This is a genomic window from Plantactinospora sp. KLBMP9567, assembly GCF_033446045.1.
Taxonomy (GTDB): domain Bacteria; phylum Actinomycetota; class Actinomycetes; order Mycobacteriales; family Micromonosporaceae; genus Plantactinospora.
In genome coordinates this window covers 115820-134271 of sequence record NZ_JAWQRR010000053.1, presented here as the reverse complement: position 1 = coordinate 134271, position 18452 = coordinate 115820, and the positions used below count along the sequence as shown (strand labels likewise).

Here is an 18452-nt window from a genome sequence, read left to right as displayed (position 1 = left end):
TACGGCAGCCGCCGTTCGGGATCATGGTTGGAGTTCGAGGTTGAGGCGGCGTGTGTAGTGGGCTCGGCGGGCTCGGGCTTGATGCTGTCGCCGCCAGCCTGACCAATGCAAACGGTGGGCGAGGTCGCTGATCGGGCGGATGATGCAGGCGTTGATCAGGCGGCGGACCTCGTTGACGGTGAGCGTGATCAGTCCGCTGTCGGCCGGGTCGTCGTCGGTGGCGTCGGCGGCGCAGATCGCCAGGACGGCGAGGGCGGCCAGGGCGAGGGTGGTGAACCGGTGCCAGGAGTCCCAGCGGCGGACTTGGTGCTGGTCCAGGCCGACCTGGCTCTTGGCGGCTTGGAAGCTCTCTTCGATGCTCCAGCGGATGCCCGCGACCCGCACGAACTGGGCGAGGGTGGCCGGTCTGGGGGTCCAGCAGCGGTAGAAGGCCAGCTCACCGGTGCTGGTGTTGCGGCGGATCAGCAGGCTGTGCCGGCCGCCGTCGTCGGGGTCAGCATCGGTGCATACGTCGTCGAGCCAGGCCCAGTCGTAGAAGCGCGGCCCCTTGGATCCGGCGCCGGCGGAGCGGCGCTGCCACGCCGAGACGGGCAGATCAGCGGCGATCCGGTCGGCGCGGATGCGGGTTTTGCCGCCGTCGATCGGCACCAGGTGACTGCGGGACACGGCCAGGACATAGCCGAGTTGATGCTCGCGCAGGTGTGCGCGGAAGACGCTGCTGTTGCCGTAGGCCTCGTCGGCCGCGGCCCACCCGGCCGGCACCCCGGCATCCAAAGCCGCAGTGATCATCTCAGCGGCCAGCTCCGACTTGGTAGCGAACTCGATCTCGTCGGGCACGCCGGCAGCCTGGCAGCGGTCGCGGTCGTCGGTCCACGACGCCGGCAGATACACCCGCCGGTCGATCAGGGTGTGCCCGTCGGCGCCCGCATAGCCCAGGAACACCCCGACCTGGCTGTTCTCGATCCGCCCTGCCGTGCCGGTGTACTGCCGCTGCACCCCGACCGTGTAAACGCCCTTTCTTCAGGTCGCCGGTCTCATCGACGGCCAAGACCGCATCCGGGGCGCCGAACCGGTCGACGGCCAGAGCCCGCAAATCGTCGCGCACGGCGTCGGCGTCCCATACCGCCCGGTACAACAACCGCTGCATCGCGTCCGGCCGGGCATGCCCGGCCTGCTCTGCCAACTGCCAGCACGTCTTGACCTCAAGGTCAGACAGCAGCCCGGTCACGAATTGTCCCGCCGCCCGACGCGGCTCCACCCGCCCGAACCGGCCCGCGAAGCATCCCAGCACCTCGGCCAGCACCCGCTCCCACCGACCAACCGCTACGCTGTGGCACGCGGCCACCGCAAGATCTGAAGTTGTGTCCACAACGCACAGACGATCACGCGGTGGCCGCCTCGCGTCCACCCCGGCACACCAGCAAGATCTCAAACGGCGGCTGCCGTACTAGAGCCTACTGGGACGGCCATCGAGCCCTCCGAACCTGGTTCCTGGCCAGTGGCCTCTTGGCCGGGATCTCCCGCACCATCCTTGAATCAGCCCTGTGCGCCGAGCTGGGTGCTCACCTCTGCGCCCAACTGCGGCCCTGATCTTCCAGAAACGCGCTACCAACTCCTCCCGACTCGGCCTGGGCCCGCACGAGCACCTTGAACCGAGCTGTCTTCGGGGCGGTGATCGCTCGGGGCCTCGACTACCGAGAGACGTTCCAGGTGTTCCGCCCAGGGTTCGACCTGGCCGTGGAGCGGGAGCGCCGCACGGCGGCGGGACAGCCGGAGCCGTTCACCGAGGAGGACCTGTACCCAGATGCCCGACCGTGCCTCGCCGCGTTGCGCGACTCGGGGCTGCGGGTCGGCCTGGCCGGCAACCAGACAGCACGAGCGGAGACGATCCTGCGTGCCCTGAACCTACCGGTCGACGTCATCGGCACCTCGGACGGCTGAGGTGTGGAGAAGCCGTCCGCAGCGTTCTTCGAACGCGTGGTGGCCAAGGCGGGCTGCCCCGCAGATCAGGTGCTCTACGTCGGCGACCGGTTGGACGACGACATCCGGCTGGCGCAGGAGGCGGGGATCACGACCGCCCTGGTCCGTCGCGGCCCGTGGGGGTACATCCTCGACGACAGGGCGGTCAGAGACCGCTGCCTGTTCCAACTCGACTCGCTGACCGAGCTGCCCGACCTCGTCCGCAAGCACAACGAGTCGGCCGGATAAATACCCGAGAAGCCACCCGGCCGGTGGTGAGAGCGGCGACTTGTCAAGCCGGCAGCGTCGGCTGTCACCGCCCACGGGCCGGGCGGCTCGGACCCCGTTTCAGTCGGCCCGCACGTCAACGCGCAGTTCCGCGATGGCCATCTGAGTAAGTTCGGGAAGTTGTTCTTGGCCGAGGGTGACGCCGTTCAGGTTGATGAGTGTGGACTTGAGATCGTGGAGGCGGTTTCCCCGGAGGTCAGCGCCTTGGAGCTGGCAGGCTTCGAGTTCCAGGTTGGTCAACTGGCAGGACCTGATGGCGATTTTGGGTAGTCGGCAGGACGACCACCTGGCGTTGCTGAGGGTGCAGTCGGTAAAGGCTGCGGCTCCAGCGGCGACGACGCGCTGGAAGGTGGCATAGTCAAAGCGGCAGCCGTCGAAGAGGACGTCTTTGAGGCGTACATCTGTCAGCCGGGTACCAGTGAACCGCGAGCCGGTGAACGCGCAGCGTTCGATGATGACCCCGGACAAAGTCGCACCGGAAAGGTCGGTCCGAGTGATCTCGCTGCCCCAGATGGTGCCGGATTCCCAGGTGCTCTCACCAAAGTCGGCGCCACTGATCCGGCTGCTCCGGATACTGACATCGTCCAGTTGTGCGCCGTGCCAGGAGACACCCTCGATGCTGGCCTCGGTGAGGTCGCTCGCCGGATCGTGGACGGTATCAAGATCTTCCGAGTCGAGATCCGGGAGCAGAAGCCTCACGTCACCGATGGTGGTTGTCCGCATGAGTCCCCAGTCTGTTCGGGACGCGGGGCGGCGGTGCCACCTCGCGTCCGAACGCCTAATCCTGTTTCAGCAGATCACTTCTTCTTGTTCCAGTTGTCCCAGGCGGGCCGGCTGTCGAACCCTCCTTTGTTGTCCCAGGTGGGACGGTTGTCGAACTTGGCGGCGTCGATCGACGCTACCGCTCGAAGCGGCTCGACGCCGAGACGTGCGAGGCGCTCCGGCGTGGCGTCCATGAGGCTCGCAAGGGCGTTGGTCACGGTGATCCCTCCTAGCTGACGAGGTGGTTTGCTGTGGCGCGGACCAGTGCCTGCCGAGTGGTGCGGCAGTAGCTGGTCTCGCGGGCGGTGAAGGTTTGGTGCTCGAAGTAGCGGTTGCCGGCCTGAGCACCCCTGCAGAAGCTGTAGAACGTGCAATGGCTTGCGCACTCGTTGAGTCCCGCAATGAACTCGGTGACATACCGTAGGTCGCCGGCCCGGGCCAAGATGTCGGTGATCGGCTGGCGGAGGACGTTCCCGGCGATGAAATCTCCGTACTGCGGGTCCTTGACCCCGAGGAGCTCCGGTGACAGGAGGACCACGTTCCCGTCCCAGGAGACGGTGGGGATCGGCTCGTACGGGGCGTCGTTGACGAGCCCGGCACGCGTGACGGTGAGGTAGTCGGCCAAGCGGTCCACATCGCGGATGCTCAAGGGGCTGCCGTCGATCCGTCGTTGGACGAGTCGGTGCCAGAACTGGTAGGCCGCTTCCTCCGACACCGGTGTCCGTGCTGTCCCCTCCTGTTCCTCGATGTTGAAGCCCACAGAGCGACAACCGGGCAGGTCGGTGAAGAAGTCAACGAGGTCGTCGGCGTGATCGATGGTTTCCGGGGTGACAACGCAAATCACTGAATACGGCACTTTTGCCTCGGCGAGTGTCCGCATCCCTCGCAGGGTCCGGGCCGTTGTTGGGTTGCCAGCCCGATCGAGTCTGTTGCGGTTCAGAGCGCCGGGGCCGTCGATGCTCACGCCTACTTCAAACTCGTAAGCGGCGAACAGCTCACACCATCGCTGATTGATCAGGGTGGCGTTGGTCTGAATCTCGTGGCGTACCTGTCCGGACTGCCTCAGCTCCTCGAACGGGGCAAGCAGCTCCCGGAGGGTGCCGAGAGGCGTCGTAGTGGGCTCGCCGCCGTGCCACACCACGCTCACTGGATGCGGGCTGCCCTGCCTCTTCACGGATTGGGCGCACGCTGCGGCGACTGGGACCGTCATGAGCCGTCGGGTTCGTCGGTCGGGCAGGTAACAGTAGGTGCAGTCCAGGTTGCAAAAGCTGGTGGGTTGCAAGACCAGAGTGTGAAATGTGCGGGCTATGGCGGCCCGCCCATCGGCGGTGATGACACCGATGCCGCTCACTGTCCTGTCTCCTTGGCCTCTTTACGGTCGTCGTGGTCACCCGGTGCTACCGGGCGGGATGCGCGTAGCCAACCAAGGAACCGGTCGAACAGATCGGCGGTGCTTCCCGTCACGCTGGGATTAAGTTTGAGCAGGTCGTCGATGGCGTCGCAGAGCGAAGTGGCCAGGTAGAGACACAGGCTCACCCGGCTGCCCTGGTACTCGGCCAGTAGATCCAGCTTCGCCTGGCCGCACGGCCACGGCTGACCGCACGTCCGGCAAAACCAAAGCGGACGCATCGGCAGGTGCGACCTCGGCGCCTGATCTCGCTGCCTCATTGCGCGATGTTGCAGAGGTACGGCGTCGCGCTGAGCCTTCGTCATCGGCGCTCTCCCTCCCGGGCCTGTCGTTCGAAATGCCGGCGCCATGCGTGCGTGAGCAGTGGCGGCTCGGTCATCCGCTCCAACACCGTCGGGCCGGTGTGCTTCGGCGGATCCAGCCACCACGGTCGACCGGTCGTAGCGTTGCGGGAGACGTACACCGTCATGGCCGCTCCCGGATATGGATAGACACTGGCAAGCGGTGGGCCCGCCTGGGGGATGGTGAGCCCACCGCTGCAGTGCGGCGGCTGGGAGCAGACCGCCGCTCACCCGCCCGCGCAGCCCTCGTGGCGGTACGCAGACGGGGAATTCCGGGAACAGGCAAGGGAGTTATCTGGGGCGCTACCGGCCAAGGCGTCCAAAGACGCTTCTGACTTCGACTCGCCACATCCTTCATCTCGACCCTCCCTGCTCAGAGACTGCGGGTCTGCCGGCGGCCAGTCGTCACGACGGGGCGCGTCGGGCGAATTCAGGTTTGCTGGAAAGCGGAACGATGGGAATGTCCTATCGATGCACTCGCGGTGCACTCGCCAACCCGCCACGTGCCGTTACGATCGACGAGCTGACACGGTCCCATCGAGAGGACATCCGATGGCCGCAGTGACCACGTGGACCGGCCGGGAGGCAAACGCCCTGCGGCAGGCCTTACGGCTGAGCGTCACCGGCTTCGCCGAACATCTGGGCGCGGCCCGACGCACCGTGGCCAAGTGGAGCAGCCAGGGCGAGAAGGTCCAACTACGTGCCGACATGCAGGCCGCGCTCGACACGGTGCTCGCGCGGGCCGCCCCCGACGTTCTGGAACGCTTCGAGGCCCTTCAGAAACGGAGCACCAGCGGTGCACTTGCCGATGCCGCCAGACCACCAGCCGCAACAAACGCCGATACTGCCAAAGACGAACCTGGCTCTGACTCGGACGGTGACGTGCAGCGTAGAAAGTTCCTGCAGGGTGCGACGGCCAGTGGCATGGCTGCCCTGCCCGGCGTCACGCCACTACTCGACGCCCTGGTTTCTCTGCCGATGGCTCACGGGGCCGATCCGGTTGCCCTGCCCGTCCGGCAATTCGCTCGCGACGTGGCCGCAGCCAAGGCCGCCTATCAGGCGTGCCGGTACGAGCAGGTTCTCGGTAGTCTCACGACCCTCCTGCCAGCACTGACACCGACAAGGGCGGAAGCCGAGGGTGATCAGCGAATACGGGCCGACGCCCTGACTAGCGACCTGTACCACGTCGTGGGCAGCGTGCTACTCAAGGTTGGCGACCGAGGTATGGCTTTGGTGGCGGCGGAAAAGAGTGCCCAAGCGGGCGCGGCCAGCCAGGACCCGGTGGCGATGGCGACCAGTGCCCGGATCATGACCCATGCCTTGATGAGCAACGGCCACACCAAGCAGGCCAGAAGCCTGGCCGAGAACGCAGCCAGCGTTCTCGAACGGGACACACGCCTCACGTCCGCCGACGAGGTTGCCGTCTACGGCGCACTCCTGCTCCGTGGTGCGATCGCCGCCGCGCGCAGCGACGACCGGGACAGCGCACAGACCATGATCGACGAGGCCACTCGCGCTGCCACACGGCTCGGCTACGACGGCAACGACCGGTGGACCGGCTTCGGCGCCACCAACGTCCTGCTCCACCAGGTCAACATCGCGCTGACCCTGGGCGACGCCGGTACCGCGATCGCCCTCGCTCGGCAGGTGCCACTGGACAAGATCCGCCTCGCCGAACGCAAAGCCTCGCTATTCGTTGACGTGGCACGTGCCTACACCCAGTGGGGACGCTACGAGCACGGCCTGAACGCGTTGCGCATCGCGTACGAAGTGGCGCCTGAGGAACTCCGGTGCCGGCCAGCGGTCCAGCGGATCGCCGGCGACCTCGCAGCCCTCAGCCGGGGCCACGTCCGCACCGCCGTCGTCGAGTTCGCCCACCACGTCGGGATCCCGGTATGACCGCCGGGCACCTACAGATCGTCGTCTGCGGCGCTGGCCCGGCCGCAGACCTCACAAGGCTGATCGCTACCGCCAAGGAAAATTCCTGGACGGTGGCGGTTACCGCCACATCGAGCGCCATCGACTTCATTGACGCCCAAACGATCGAGTCGATGAGCGGGCACGCGGTGAGGTCCACCTACCAGTCGTCTCCAGGCGCTCGCCGTACGCTTCCTGGCGCCGACGCGCTCGTCATCGCCCCGGCGACGTACAACTCCATCAACAAGATCGCCCTCGGCATCGCTGACAACTACGCCATGACCTCGGTCGCCGAGCTGATCGGGCGCCAGGTGCCGACCGTCATCGTCCCCTTCGTCAACGCCGCCCTGGCCGCCCGCGCACCCTTCCAACGCGCAGTGGCCGACCTTCGCCACGAACACGTACGCATCCTGCTCGGTGAAGACGACGGCTGGGAGCCTCACCCACCGGGAAGCGGCAACGACCGGCAGCGCGTCTTCCCCTGGACGGCGGCTTTCGAGACAGCGGTCCGGCTCGTTCACAAGTCGCGGTCGGCGGCCGACCATCAGGGCTGACGGCCGGAGACGCCCACCCGGTCACCAACGCTCACGCACCGATCCAGTCCAAAACAGGGGCGGAAAGTCCCACGCCCGCAGTGGCCGTCCAACGGCTCCCGAGCACCTGCTGAGCACCCGGACCACGGCACGGGACATGAAAAAGGCCCAGACCCAGGGTGAAACCCAGGTCAGGGCCTTGATGGTTGGTGCGCCGCCAGGGACTCGAACCCCGAACCCGCGGATTAAGAGTCCGCTGCTCTGCCAGTTGAGCTAGCGGCGCTCGCTGACAACGGGAGAAACCTTAACACGGCCCGACGAGGAGGTTCCAACCAGTTCCCCTCCTGGTCGCAACCGACCCGTCCGGGCGGCAAAACGGGCATTACACTCATAAGTTTCGGCGCCCGGGGCTATAACTGTGGCCCCGATAGTGCACGATGTCTCCCGGGATTCGAGTGGACCGAGGTGGGGATGGGCAGGAGCACGCGCAACTGGGCGATGGTCATCGCTCTGGCGGTCGCCACGCCGCTGGGTACGGCGGCGTGTGGCGGCGACGGAGACGAGAAGCCGCAGTTCGTGAGCGGTAACGGCGCAGCGGCGGGAGCGAGTACGACCCCGACACCACCCGCCGAGCCGCTCGAATTCGCGGTCACCCCGGCCAACGGCGCCAAGAAGCAGCCGGTGAGCGTCGAGATCGGCACCAGCGTCAAGGGCGGCAAGATCAGCAGTGTCCGCCTGACCGTCGCCGGTGGGGGTGCGGTCAGCGGCGCGATGCGGCCGGACGGCTCGTCCTGGGTACCGGCGGCGCCGCTGAAGTACGCCAAGACCTACACCGCGCAGGTCACCGCGACCTCCGCCTCCGGGCAGACGGAGACCAGGACCACCTCGTTCACCACGATGGCGAAGCCGGGTTCGGTGATCGGTTCCGGCCTCTACCTCTTCGACGACAAGACCTACGGCGTCGCCATGCCGGTGGTGGTGGAGTTCTCGCCGGGGATCGCCAAGAAGGACCGGGCCAGGGTGCAGCAGCGGATGTTCGTCGACTCCGATCCGCCGCAGCCCGGCGCCTGGCACTGGGTCTCCAACGGCACCCAGGCCTACTACCGGGCGCCGGAGTACTGGCAGCCCGGGACGACGCTCACCGTGCGGATCGGGCTGGAGGGCATCCCCCTGAGCAACGGCCGGTACGGCAACGTCGATCGCAAGGCGACCGCCAAGATCGGCAGCAAGTTCGAGATGAAGGTCGACAACAAGACCAAGAAGATGACCGTCTTCGAGGGCGGCAAACTGGTCCGGACCATCCCGGTGAGCCTCGGCAAGAAGAGCACCCCGTCGTCGAGCGGCACGATGGTGGTGATGGAGAAGAAGGAGACCACGGTCTTCGACACCCGCGACGACCCGGACCCGGCCAACCGGTACGTGACCGACATCGACTTCGCCCAGCGCCTGACCTGGGGCGGAGAGTACATCCACGCCGCCCCGTGGTCCGTCGGTGACCAGGGGCGACGCAACGTCTCGCACGGCTGCGTCAACGTCTCCACCGCGAACGCCCGCTGGCTCTTCGAGAAGACCAAGACCGGCGACCCGGTGACGATCACCGGCACCGAGCGGAAGCTGGTCTCCGGCAACGGCTGGACCGCCTGGAACCTGCCCTGGAAGGAGTACGTCAAGGGCAGCGCCCTGCCGGTCCCCGCCGACCTGGGCGCCTGACGAGACGGATCGAGGACGGCCCCATCGGTATTTCCGGCACTAACCGGCTAAATCGACCCCATCCGATGGTGTTCTACGGCACGGCAGGAAACGAAAGCTTGCTCACGGACGTCATTGGGAGAGGATGACCGTGGGGACCGAGTGGGTACAGCTGTGGAAAACAGCAGTGTGAGGGGATCATGCGACCACGCCGAGATCAGTTGACCCGTCGTACCTCCGACCGGGGTCTGGCGACGCGGGGACGGCCCGCGCTGCTCCGGGCCCTCGCCTCGGTGCTGATCGCCGGCGCCCTGGCGGTCACCGCGACCGCCTGCACCGGCGACGGCGACAAGGGCGCCGGGCCGTCGTTCCAGGGCGGCAGCGAGGGCGAGCAGAAGCCGAAGGCCTCCGCCGCGATCACCGCGCCGGCGGCGGACGCCAAGGACGTACCCGCCTCCGCGGAGATCGCCTTCAGCAGCAAGGACGCCGTCGAGACCACCGTCGAGGTCAAGAACGCGGCCGGTGAGACCGTCAAGGGCGCGCTCACCGGCACGGGGACATGGCTGCCGGAGAAAGCGCTCGAATACGGTGCGACGTACACGGCGACCGTGACCGCGACCGGCGACGACGGCAAGCCGGCGACGACGACCAGCACCTTCACCACGATGGCCAAGCCCGGCAAGCAGATCCGGGTGACCAGCTTCCTCGGCGACGGCCAGACGGTCGGGGTCGGCATGCCGTTGATCGTCAAGTTCAGCCGGGCCGTGCCGGAGGACTACCGGGACGACGTGCAGCGCCGGATGACCGTCCGGGCCACCCCGGCCCAGGAGGGGATCTGGCACTGGGTGAGCCCGACCGAGGTGCGCTACCGCCCGAAGACGTACTGGAAGGCCAACACCAAGATCTTCTACAAGATCCAGGCCGGCGGGCTGCCGATGGGCGACGGTTGGTACGGCCGGGCCGACCTGACCGTCGACCTCAAGACCGGGCCGGCGGTGGTGATGACCGTCGACAACAAGACCAAGAAGATGACGGTCAAGAAGGACGGCAAGGTCATCAAGACCATTCCGATCAGCCTCGGCAAGCGGAGCACCCCGTCCTCCAGCGGCACCATGGTGGTCATCGAGAAGCTGAAGAAGACCGTCTTCGACACCCGCGACGACCCGAACCCGGCCAACCGCTACGTCACCGACATCGAGTACGCCCAGCGCCTCACCTGGGGCGGCGAGTTCATCCACGCCGCGCCCTGGTCCGTCGCCTCGCAGGGGCGCACGAACGTGTCGCACGGCTGCGTCAACATGTCCACCGCCAACGCGAGCTGGCTGTTCAACCAGACCCGGGTCGGCGACCCGATCGTGGTCAAGGGCACCGAGCGCAAGCTGGAGAACGGCAACGGCTGGACCGACTGGAACATGAGCTGGGACCAGTACGTCAAGGGCAGCGCGCTTCCGGTCGGCGAGACGGCGACCGTACCGACCACCGAGCCCACCGCCGGCACCACCACGGGCTGAGCCGGCGGCGCCCCCGTACGGACATCGCCCCCGCTCCTCCTCGGAACCTTCCGGAGAGGGCGGGGGCGTTCCGCGGTCTACCCACCCTGTCCCCTGAAACGATCAAGGCCCCCTGCCAAGAGGGGGCCTGACCAGCAGTGGAGGAGATCCACAAGTGGGGTGACTGATGGGATTTGAACCCACGACACCCGGGACCACAACCCGGTGCTCTGCCAACTGAGCTACAGCCACCATGTTCAGTTTGATCAGGAACATCCGCGACCACCGGACCAGCGGACCCGGCAGGGCGACGACCAATGATAGCCACACCTCTCCCCCCGCCGTCGACCGGGTTGCACCCTGATCCGGCGGCGGCGCGACCCCTTCGCCAGCCGGGGGTCAGCCGCTCGTCGTCGGCGCGCCGGAGGGAACCGCGCGCCGAGGCCCTCAGAGTTCGGCGGCGATGGCCTTGGCGGTGTCCACGTCCGGCCCCGGCAGCGGCACGAAGACCGTCCGCCGGTAGTACTCCAGTTCCCGGATGCTCTCCCGGACGTCGGCCAGGGCTCGGTGCGCCAGCCCCTTCGCCGGCTGACCGAAGTAGACCCGGGGGTACCAGCGACGGCACAACTCCTTGATCGACGAGACGTCGATCAAGCGGTAGTGCAGGTGGGCGTCGAGTCGCGGCATGTCACGGGCCAGGAAGCCGCGGTCCGTGGCGATCGAGTTGCCGCAGAGCGGTGCCGTACGCGGGTCCTTGACCAACGAGGTGACGTACTCCAGCACCAGGTCCTCGGCCTCGTGCAGGCTCACCGTCGAGCGGCGGGCCTCCTCGGTCAGGCCCGAGCGTTCGTGCATCGCCCGCACGATCTCCGGCATCCCGGCCAGCGCCGCCTCGTCGGCGTGGATCACCACGTCCACACCCTCGCCGAGCACGTTGAGGTCACGATCGGTGACCAGCGCCGCGACCTCGATCAAGGCATCTTTGCCGAGGTCGAGCCCGGTCATCTCACAGTCGACCCAGACGAGAAGATCAGCCACGACGATCAGACTACGCGTAGCCCCGGGACCCGCGCCTCAACGCTGCGGACAGAACGGCCCGCTAGGGTTTTCCCGTGCCAGCCGATCCCCCCGCGCCATCCGCCACCGACGAAGACGATCCCGGCGGCCGCACCGCACGCCAGATCATCGTCGTGGTGCTGGTCGCCGCGGCGGTGCCGCTGCTCTACCTGGTCAGCACTCCGCACAACTTCTACGACCTCAAGATCTACATGAGCGCGATGCGCTGGTGGGCGGACGGAAACCCGCTGTACGACTACGTCCAGGCAGACTTGTTGCAGGGCGAGTTGTACTTCACCTATCCACCCTTCACCGCCCTGCTGCTGCGCCCCTTCGTCGGGTTGAAGATCGGGGTCACCGCCGGTGTCTTCACCGCGCTGACCGTACTGGCCCTGCTGGTGACCACCTGGTGGCTCGTCTCGTCGATCGCCGACCGGCACGGGGTACCCCGGTGGTTCGCGGCGGGACTCGCCGTACCGCTCGCCTTCGCCGTGGAGAGCACCCGGGAGACCATCGTCTTCGGTCAGATCAACATGCTGCTCGTGGTGCTGGTCCTGGCCGACCTGCTCTTCGCCGTACCCCGGAACTCCCGCTGGGCCGGTGTCGGGATCGGGCTGGCGACGGCGCTCAAGCTCTATCCGGGGATCTTCATCGTCTATCTGCTCGCCACCCGGCGGTGGCGGGCGGCGCTGGTCTCCTCCGCCGCGGCGGCCGGCGCGACGCTGCTGGCGGCGGCGATCGCCCCGAGCGACTCCTGGCGGTTCTGGACCCACGAGCTCTGGCTGACCGACCGGGTCGGCCGGCCAGACTACACCGGCAACCAGTCGCTCTTCGGGCTACTCAGCCGATTCACCACCCCGGGAAAACCCAGCCAGGCGCTCTGGCTGGTGCTGGTGGTCGCCGTGGCGGCGTACGGGCTGTGGCGGGCGGCCCGGGCGGCCCGGGCCGGTGACGAACTCACCGGGCTGACCCTGACCGGGCTGGTCGCGGTACTGGTGAGCCCGATCACCTGGACCCATCACGCGTACTGGTTCATCCCGGCGGTGCTGGTGCTGGTGGACGCCGGACTACGGCCCCCCGGTCCGGCCGCCGGTCGGGCCGGGCGCCGCCGCAGGGTGGCGCTGCTGGCGCTCGCCGCGCTGGTCACCGCCGTGATCGTGTACGGGGTGGTCTCGTACTACGACTGGGGACGGGCCTTCGACCGGACCAACGCCCCCGGCGAGTTCCTGCTGCGCAACCTCTACGTGCTCTTCGCGCTGCTGCTGCTCGTCGTGCTGCCGATCCGTCGGGAGTCGCCGGGGGCGGGTGCGGGCACCGACACCCCGAAACACGAACCAAGTATCCAGCAGTAGCAGAAGTTGCACCAAATGGACAGATCTATCTAGTACGTCTCGATGCAGCTAATCTAACGACAACATCTGAAACGTCCCTTCGGTACACCGATCCCCCGGTGAAGGTGGCCCCCCGTGTCGGCAGCGCGGGGGGCCACCCGCCATCCGTCCCTCGCAAGGGACCTCGACCCCCGTGCCCCAGCGGACCACAACTCCGCACGGCGCCGAACAGGCCCCGGCACCACTTCCGGCCACCAGTCCTGGCCGTCACTCCTGGTCACCACTCCCGTTCGTCTCGACACAGCCGTCTCGACACAGCCGCTGGGACGGACGCGTCGAAACGGTAGGGCGGGCGGCTTCGGCCGGTCGGCGCGACCCGAGCCCGACGCCCCAGACCGGCTTCGCCGGAGGGCGGATGAGCCGGCAGCCGAGGTCAGCGGGGCCGCGGACCCGGATTGGGCTGTCTGATGTCGCCCCCGCGTCCGGCCGGCTCCTCCTCCTGACCCGGGACATCCGGGTATCCAGGGGCGGCGTTGCCACTGTGCCGCGCCGGCGGAGCGTCCATCGCGGCCGACCTGGTCGCCGGCTCGTAGCCGCTCGGCCGGTTCAGTGCGCCACGCCCCGTACGCGGCTGCCCGGCGCCGTACGCCGCCGTTCCCGGAGTCGCCGGACGCAACGGGATCTGCCGAACCGGTCCGTCCTGGGCCGAGGATGCTGCCGCGGCTGCCGACTCGTCATCTGACGCGGCTCGGGCCGTCCGCGCCGCCATCGGGGCGCTGGTCGGTCCCGGGGTGACGTCGGACGCCGGAACGGGTACGGGCCTCGGCGGCGCCGGCATCGGTGGTGCCGGGGCCGGCAACGGCGGCGCCGGCGAAGGTGCCGGCACCGGCGCGGGTGGTGGCGCTGGTACTGGCGCTGGTACTGGTACTGGCGCTGGCGCTGGCGCGGGTGCCGGTGCGGAAGCACGGGCCGACCGCACTGCCGCCACCGAGCCTGTCGATCCGACGTCCGGCGGTCTGGCCGCGCCCGGCGAACCGGGAGAGCCGGCCGAGGCAGTGACCGCACCCTCAGCGGCGGGCACCAGCACGGCGCCGGTCGAGGCACCGGCTGCCGGATTCAGCGGCGGCCAGAACAGCGGTCCAGAAGGCCCAGGGTCGGACCCCACCGCTCCGGTGCCGCCCGCCGGGGTCCGCACGTCCGCCAGCGTCGCCGGCCGGCTGGACGGCACCCGCCGCCCCGACGGCACCACCCTGCCCGGCGCCATCTCGGTCGACGCCGCCCCGGCCGGCACCACATCGGTCAACGCCACCCCGGCCGACGCCACCCCGGTCGACGCCACCCCGGTCGACGCCACCCCGGCCGACGCCACCCCGGTCAACGCCACATCGGGCGACCCGCCCCTGGTCGACGCCGCGCCGGTCGGTGACGCGGCAGGCTCCCGCATCGGCGCACCGATCGGGCCGGCCAGCGGCGCTGGCTCACCGAGCGCGGCACGGCGCGGCACGTTCCCAGGCTGAGCAGGCAGGCCCACTGGTCGGTCCGGCGGGCCCACTGGTCGGTCCGGCGGGCCCCCGGCCCGACCCGGCAGGTCCGCCCGCCGCTCCGGCGTCCCCGCAGGACGGTCCGAGGAGGCTCCGACCTGGTCCTCCGAGGAGGCTCCGACCTCGTCCAGGGTGGCGATACCGAACCTGGCGGCGAGCACCGGTACCTGGCTCGGTTCGACGACGAAGACCACCTCGCGGGGACGAACCGGCCGGGCCAGCAACACGACGCCGCACAGCACCAACAGGCCGCCGACGGCCAACGAACTCCAGGCGACCGGATCGAGCCAGCCGGGGCGTACCTCGGCACGCAGGTCGGCGACGACGCCGGCTCCCGCGTCGGGGCGCATGACGACCAGGCTGAGCCGGGGTGCGCGTACGTCGTCGGCGGTCAGCTCCAGCGTGCCGAGACCGCTGCGGATCCACAGTCCCCGGTCGCCCGGAAGTGCGGGTGCGGCTGCCGTGGCCGGCTCGACGGCCGGGTCGACGCGTACCGGCAGGCTGCCCCTGGTCACGCTGACCCGGGCGACCCGGACATGCGGCGAGTTGGCGAGGTAGCTCGAGACCTCGGCGGTGGGCGCGAGGCCGAGAAAGGCCGGCTCCGCTCCGGTACGGGCGACGACCCGCAGCCCGGTCCGGCCGACGTCCAGGAAGGGCACGTCCCGGCGCAGCATCGCGGCCAGGTCGGGTACGACCACAGCGTGCCCGCCGGTTTCGATCCGGTCCAGGGTGGCCACGAAGGCCTGGTCGCCGCTCCGCTGTTGGGAGAGCGTCCACAGTGCACCGCCGACGAGGAGCACCGGCAGCCCGATCGTGAGCAGGAGTATCCCGGCGATCAGCCGCACGAAGCGCATACCGATTCTGTCCCTCCGGTCGCGGTATCCGCCGACGACGTCGCACGACCGGCGGCGGGGTCGCAGTACCCGCCGACCATACCGAGCGAAATCGCTTCAACACGGATTATCGACCGAAAACGCCGCTGGCCTGTCGGCAGTTCTGCCGACAGGCCAGCGAGAGCACCGGTAGGTGCGGGATCGCCCCGCGATCAGGCGGCGGGTGGCGCGGCCTGCCGTCGGGTACGGGCGAACGCCAGCCCGCCCAGCGCCAGGCCGGCGAGGCCGGCGACCAGGCCCGCGACCGCCAGCCCCAGCGCGGCCAGGTCCCCACCGTCCTCGCTCGACGTGGCCGCCGGCTCCTGCTGCTGCACCACCGCCGGGCCGGGGTTCGCCGGCGCGCCCTCCCCGGCGGCCGGGAGCAGCTTCAGCACCGGGGCGGGGTCGTTCTCCGGCTCGGTGCCGTCGGCGGCCGGCGGCTCGATCCAGCGCGCCGTGTTGCCGTCCGAGTAGTGCTGAAGTACCCGGAACACCAACTGCGTGACCTCGGGCAGCGGTCCCATCGAGACCGGGAACTCCTGGAACTCTCCCGGCTTGATCCCGGCGTTCGCCGCCGCAGTCCAGGTGATCTTGGCAACCACCTCGCCGACCTGGCTGCCGTGCACCTCCACCGGCGGGTTCACCTTGCGCTTCTCGACCGCCACGGTCCAGCCGGGCACCGGCATCGTGGAGACCGAGGCGAGCGGCGCGTCGTCGGGGAACGTCACCTCCAGTTTGACGGTCGACGCGGTGTCGCTCTCGGTCGGTACCCGGAACGCCACGCGACCGTAACCGCCCTGGGTCGCCTCCCTCGGATTGACCGTGACGTGCGCGGACGCCGACGAGGCCAGCCCGAACACGCCGATCATGGCTGCCCCGAGGACGAGGGCGGCGGCGCGCGCGGCCCGACGGTGACGGATCATGGTGTACCTCTCTAGGTGATGGGCACGGTGCTGGTCACCGTCGCCTGGTCGATGTCCGATAACCGGACCGTGAAGCTGAGCTGCCAGTTGCCCGCGGTCGGCAGGCTGATTTCGCCGGTGGCGTGGTTGTCGGTGAGCGGCAGCAGGGGAATCTCGATCGGTTCGACACCCCGGTCCGGCAGCGCGGCCGTGGCCCGCCACTCGACCACCGGCAGGGGCTTGTTGTCCGGGGTGTACGCGTACAGGTGGATTGAGTTGCTGCCGGTCCCGGCCGGGTCCACCTCGACTTGCAACGAGTAGAGCGAACTGGTCAGCGTGGTGGTGTAGTAGCCGGGACCGCCGGCATCCCCGTACTCGCCGGCGGTCCGGGCCGGCGGGGTCTGCACCAGTACTGCGGAGAGGGCCAGCACGACAGCGGTGATCGCGAGTTCGACCCAGACCGCCCGCCGGATCCGCCGAGCCGAGCCGACCGGCCGGGCCGGATCCTCGGCGAGGAGCGCCGTAACGGTGCCCGCGACGGCACCACCGGCCAGCGCCCTTGCGGCCAACTCGTCGCGACCACCCGAGCCACGACGACCGGAACCAGCCGGCTCGTTCCGCCCGCCGTCCTCCCGCTCGTCCGTGCCGGCGGTCCCGTCCCGCTCGTCCGTGCCGGCGGTCCCGTCCCGCTCGTCCGGCTCATCGTCGGCGTAGCCGTCCTCCGGCTCCGCGTAGCCGTCCTCCGGCTCGGTCGGGCCGTCGGCGAGGAGCCGCCGCCGGACCAACTGCTGGGAGTACGCGGCCACCGCGATCACCCCGGCGAAGAGCACGACCTTGGCGATGATCAAGCGGCCGTAGGTGGTCGACACCAGCGCGGACGGCGTACTCACCTCGATGAGGGCCTGTACGACCCCGGCGAGCAGCAGCGCGGAGACCGCGACGGTCGCCCAGCGGGACCAGACCGGCAGGATCGCGTCGAGTTCCCGGTCGTTCGCGCGGCGGAGCAGGAACCCGCCGAGCATGACCAGTCCGCCGAGCCAGACCGCCATGCCGGCCAGATGGACGCTGTCGACCACCACCGAGACCGCCGGCACCGGCGAGGCGGCCCCGTGCCCGGCGATCGGCCAGGTGCCCAGACCGGCCACCCCGAGCACGGTCAGCAGGATCTGGTCGCCCCGGCCGGCCCGGCCGCCGATCAGGGGGCGGAGCAGGATCGCCGCCGCGGCCAGGATGCCGAGCCGGACCAGGTGGGCCGCGCCGAAGGTGCTGCCGAGTACGTCACCGAGTGCGCTGCCGCTGACCGCGAACGGCCCGCCGCCGGTGGTGTACGGCACCTGGAGCCAGAGCCCACCAAGGGTGGAGAGCACGATCAGCCCGATGCCGGTCCAGATCAGCCGGGCCGGGCCGCGCCGGTCGAGCCGTCGGGGCCAGAGCAGGCTGAGGACCATCACGGGCCCGATCAGCAGCAGCAGCCCGGCGTAGCCGACGTACTTGAAGACCCGTACCGCCGCGCCCACCACCGGATGCACATCCTCGGCGCCGCTGTCCGACGGCGGCGTGGACGGGGCACCCACGGAATAGGTGTACGCGCCGGCGACCGGGTGGCTGTCCGCCGAGATCACCCGGTAGCTGACCAGGTAGGTCCCCTGGGCACCGGACGCGTCGACCGGGATGGTCACCACCGCGCCGTTGAAGGTCGGGTCGTCCCGGTCCACCCGGGCGCCGTCCGGGCCGAGGATGCGGATCTTGTCCGGCACCTCCCGGACGCTCTCGCTGAAGGTGAGTACCACCTCGGCGGGCGAGTTGGGCAGCACCACGTCGGCGGCCGGACTGCTGCTCACCAGCACCGCGTGCGCGCTGGCCGGTGCGGCCGGGCCGAGCAACAGGGCGAGGGCGGCCAGCAGCAGGCCGAGACTGGCGCCGGCGCGGGCCAACCATCGACGATTCGCAGCAATCATGTCCGACATCGTGGCCGACCACCCCGGTCTTGCGCGACCTCGGGTCACGCCAGGCCCTCCTCGGTCACACCGCCCGACACCGGACGACGGGCACCGGCCGCCAGCCCCAAACGACGGGCACCGGCCGGCAGCCCCGGACGACGGCCACCGACGGCCACCCGCGGACGACGGCCACCGGCCGGCAGCTCGGGAGAGCGGCGACCGGAGGTCGGCCGGCGCCCGGCGCGCCGGACGGCGCAGAAGTCCTCGGCTGCCCGGCGCGCGGGCCCGGTCCCGTCAGAAGTCACGGATCGATAGTCGGCGCCGGACCCGAAAAAGTTCCCGACCCCGCGACACCGGCCCAGGAGACCGTGGACCAGCCCCCGGGGGGACGGCAAACACCGCCGACGGCCGGATCGGCTCCGC

14 protein-coding genes, 2 tRNA genes and 2 pseudogenes are annotated in these 18452 nt (G+C 69.5%); 6 read left to right on the top strand and 12 right to left on the bottom strand.

Annotated elements, in window-relative coordinates:
* Positions 1-21: 21 nt before the first annotated feature.
* Positions 22-1288, bottom strand: a pseudogene (locus tag R6Y94_RS39345) (IS701 family transposase).
* A 368-nt stretch (positions 1289-1656) separates the two neighbouring features.
* On the opposite strand from R6Y94_RS39345, the pseudogene R6Y94_RS39340 reads away from it, so the two are divergent.
* Positions 1657-2208: pseudogene (locus R6Y94_RS39340) on the top strand (HAD family hydrolase); the annotation flags it as partial.
* A gap of 99 nt (positions 2209-2307) precedes the next feature.
* Here the strand turns inward: R6Y94_RS39340 and R6Y94_RS39335 are convergent.
* From R6Y94_RS39335 to amcA (R6Y94_RS39315), 5 genes are all read right to left on the bottom strand, one after another.
* Positions 2308-2970: a pentapeptide repeat-containing protein gene (locus tag R6Y94_RS39335; RefSeq protein ID WP_318401925.1), complete on the bottom strand. Its 663-nt coding sequence runs from the start codon at positions 2968-2970 to the stop codon at positions 2308-2310.
* A gap of 74 nt (positions 2971-3044) precedes the next feature.
* The gene (amcA, locus tag R6Y94_RS39330) at positions 3045-3227 is read right to left on the bottom strand and encodes a multiple cyclophane-containing RiPP AmcA (RefSeq protein WP_318401923.1); all 183 of its coding nucleotides are present in this window, start codon (positions 3225-3227) and stop codon (positions 3045-3047) included.
* Positions 3228-3238: 11 nt separating this feature from the next.
* Positions 3239-4360, bottom strand: coding sequence for a cyclophane-forming radical SAM peptide maturase AmcB (gene amcB, locus R6Y94_RS39325; RefSeq protein ID WP_318401921.1), 1122 nt, complete (start codon positions 4358-4360; stop codon positions 3239-3241).
* Complete coding sequence (locus R6Y94_RS39320; RefSeq protein ID WP_318401933.1) at positions 4357-4677, bottom strand: hypothetical protein; 321 nt, start codon at positions 4675-4677, stop codon at positions 4357-4359. The genes amcB and R6Y94_RS39320 overlap by 4 nt, the downstream gene beginning before the upstream one ends.
* 41 nt (positions 4678-4718) lie before the next feature.
* Positions 4719-4886, bottom strand: coding sequence for a multiple cyclophane-containing RiPP AmcA (amcA, locus tag R6Y94_RS39315; RefSeq protein WP_318401919.1), 168 nt, complete (start codon positions 4884-4886; stop codon positions 4719-4721).
* A gap of 424 nt (positions 4887-5310) precedes the next feature.
* Between amcA (R6Y94_RS39315) and R6Y94_RS39310 the strand changes: the two genes are divergently transcribed.
* Together R6Y94_RS39310 and R6Y94_RS39305 are read left to right on the top strand one after the other, a co-directional pair.
* A complete protein-coding gene (locus tag R6Y94_RS39310) occupies positions 5311-6657 on the top strand; it encodes a hypothetical protein (protein WP_318401918.1) in 1347 nt (448 codons plus the stop codon).
* Complete coding sequence (locus R6Y94_RS39305) at positions 6654-7229, top strand: flavoprotein (protein WP_318401916.1); 576 nt, start codon at positions 6654-6656, stop codon at positions 7227-7229. Before R6Y94_RS39310 ends, R6Y94_RS39305 begins: the two co-directional genes overlap by 4 nt.
* Before the next feature lie 186 nt (positions 7230-7415).
* Here the strand turns inward: R6Y94_RS39305 and R6Y94_RS39300 are convergent.
* Positions 7416-7491: transfer RNA gene (locus R6Y94_RS39300), tRNA-Lys, on the bottom strand.
* 188 nt (positions 7492-7679) lie between these two features.
* Here R6Y94_RS39300 and R6Y94_RS39295 point away from each other — a divergent pair.
* Both R6Y94_RS39295 and R6Y94_RS39290 read left to right on the top strand, forming a co-directional pair.
* The gene (locus R6Y94_RS39295; RefSeq protein WP_318401914.1) at positions 7680-8918 is read left to right on the top strand and encodes a L,D-transpeptidase; all 1239 of its coding nucleotides are present in this window, start codon (positions 7680-7682) and stop codon (positions 8916-8918) included.
* A 179-nt stretch (positions 8919-9097) separates the two neighbouring features.
* Positions 9098-10408, top strand: coding sequence for an Ig-like domain-containing protein (locus R6Y94_RS39290; protein WP_412102982.1), 1311 nt, complete (start codon positions 9098-9100; stop codon positions 10406-10408).
* A 155-nt stretch (positions 10409-10563) separates the two neighbouring features.
* Here the strand turns inward: R6Y94_RS39290 and R6Y94_RS39285 are convergent.
* A tRNA-His gene (locus tag R6Y94_RS39285) sits at positions 10564-10639 on the bottom strand.
* 195 nt (positions 10640-10834) lie between these two features.
* Positions 10835-11431: an oligoribonuclease gene (gene orn, locus R6Y94_RS39280; RefSeq protein ID WP_318401931.1), complete on the bottom strand. Its 597-nt coding sequence runs from the start codon at positions 11429-11431 to the stop codon at positions 10835-10837.
* Between the two features lie 68 nt (positions 11432-11499).
* Between orn and R6Y94_RS39275 the strand changes: the two genes are divergently transcribed.
* Positions 11500-12795, top strand: a complete 1296-nt coding sequence (locus R6Y94_RS39275; protein ID WP_318401910.1) for a glycosyltransferase family 87 protein — start codon at positions 11500-11502, stop codon at positions 12793-12795.
* Positions 12796-13207: 412 nt separating this feature from the next.
* On the opposite strand, the gene R6Y94_RS39270 is transcribed toward R6Y94_RS39275, so the two are convergent.
* From R6Y94_RS39270 to R6Y94_RS39260, 3 genes are all read right to left on the bottom strand, one after another.
* Positions 13208-15169 (bottom strand): hypothetical protein, encoded by a 1962-nt coding sequence (locus R6Y94_RS39270; RefSeq protein WP_318401908.1) that lies wholly within the window; start codon positions 15167-15169, stop codon positions 13208-13210.
* Positions 15170-15360: 191 nt separating this feature from the next.
* Positions 15361-16110 (bottom strand): YcnI family protein, encoded by a 750-nt coding sequence (locus R6Y94_RS39265; RefSeq protein WP_318401906.1) that lies wholly within the window; start codon positions 16108-16110, stop codon positions 15361-15363.
* Positions 16111-16121: 11 nt separating this feature from the next.
* The gene (locus tag R6Y94_RS39260) at positions 16122-18056 is read right to left on the bottom strand and encodes a copper resistance CopC/CopD family protein (protein ID WP_318401904.1); all 1935 of its coding nucleotides are present in this window, start codon (positions 18054-18056) and stop codon (positions 16122-16124) included.
* Positions 18057-18452 lie beyond the last annotated feature (396 nt).

Coding starts and splice junctions, on each gene's coding strand:
- R6Y94_RS39310 (WP_318401918.1), top strand. CDS start 5,311: ATGGCCGCAGTGACCACGTGGACCGGCCGGGAGGCAAACGCCCTGCGG.
- R6Y94_RS39295 (WP_318401914.1), top strand. CDS start 7,680: ATGGGCAGGAGCACGCGCAACTGGGCGATGGTCATCGCTCTGGCGGTC.
- R6Y94_RS39335 (WP_318401925.1), bottom strand. CDS start 2,970: ATGCGGACAACCACCATCGGTGACGTGAGGCTTCTGCTCCCGGATCTC.
- R6Y94_RS39305 (WP_318401916.1), top strand. CDS start 6,654: ATGACCGCCGGGCACCTACAGATCGTCGTCTGCGGCGCTGGCCCGGCC.
- R6Y94_RS39270 (WP_318401908.1), bottom strand. CDS start 15,169: ATGCGCTTCGTGCGGCTGATCGCCGGGATACTCCTGCTCACGATCGGG.
- R6Y94_RS39265 (WP_318401906.1), bottom strand. CDS start 16,110: ATGATCCGTCACCGTCGGGCCGCGCGCGCCGCCGCCCTCGTCCTCGGG.
- amcA (WP_318401919.1), bottom strand. CDS start 4,886: ATGACGGTGTACGTCTCCCGCAACGCTACGACCGGTCGACCGTGGTGG.
- R6Y94_RS39320 (WP_318401933.1), bottom strand. CDS start 4,677: ATGAGGCAGCGAGATCAGGCGCCGAGGTCGCACCTGCCGATGCGTCCG.
- R6Y94_RS39290 (WP_412102982.1), top strand. CDS start 9,098: ATGCGACCACGCCGAGATCAGTTGACCCGTCGTACCTCCGACCGGGGT.
- R6Y94_RS39260 (WP_318401904.1), bottom strand. CDS start 18,056: ATGTCGGACATGATTGCTGCGAATCGTCGATGGTTGGCCCGCGCCGGC.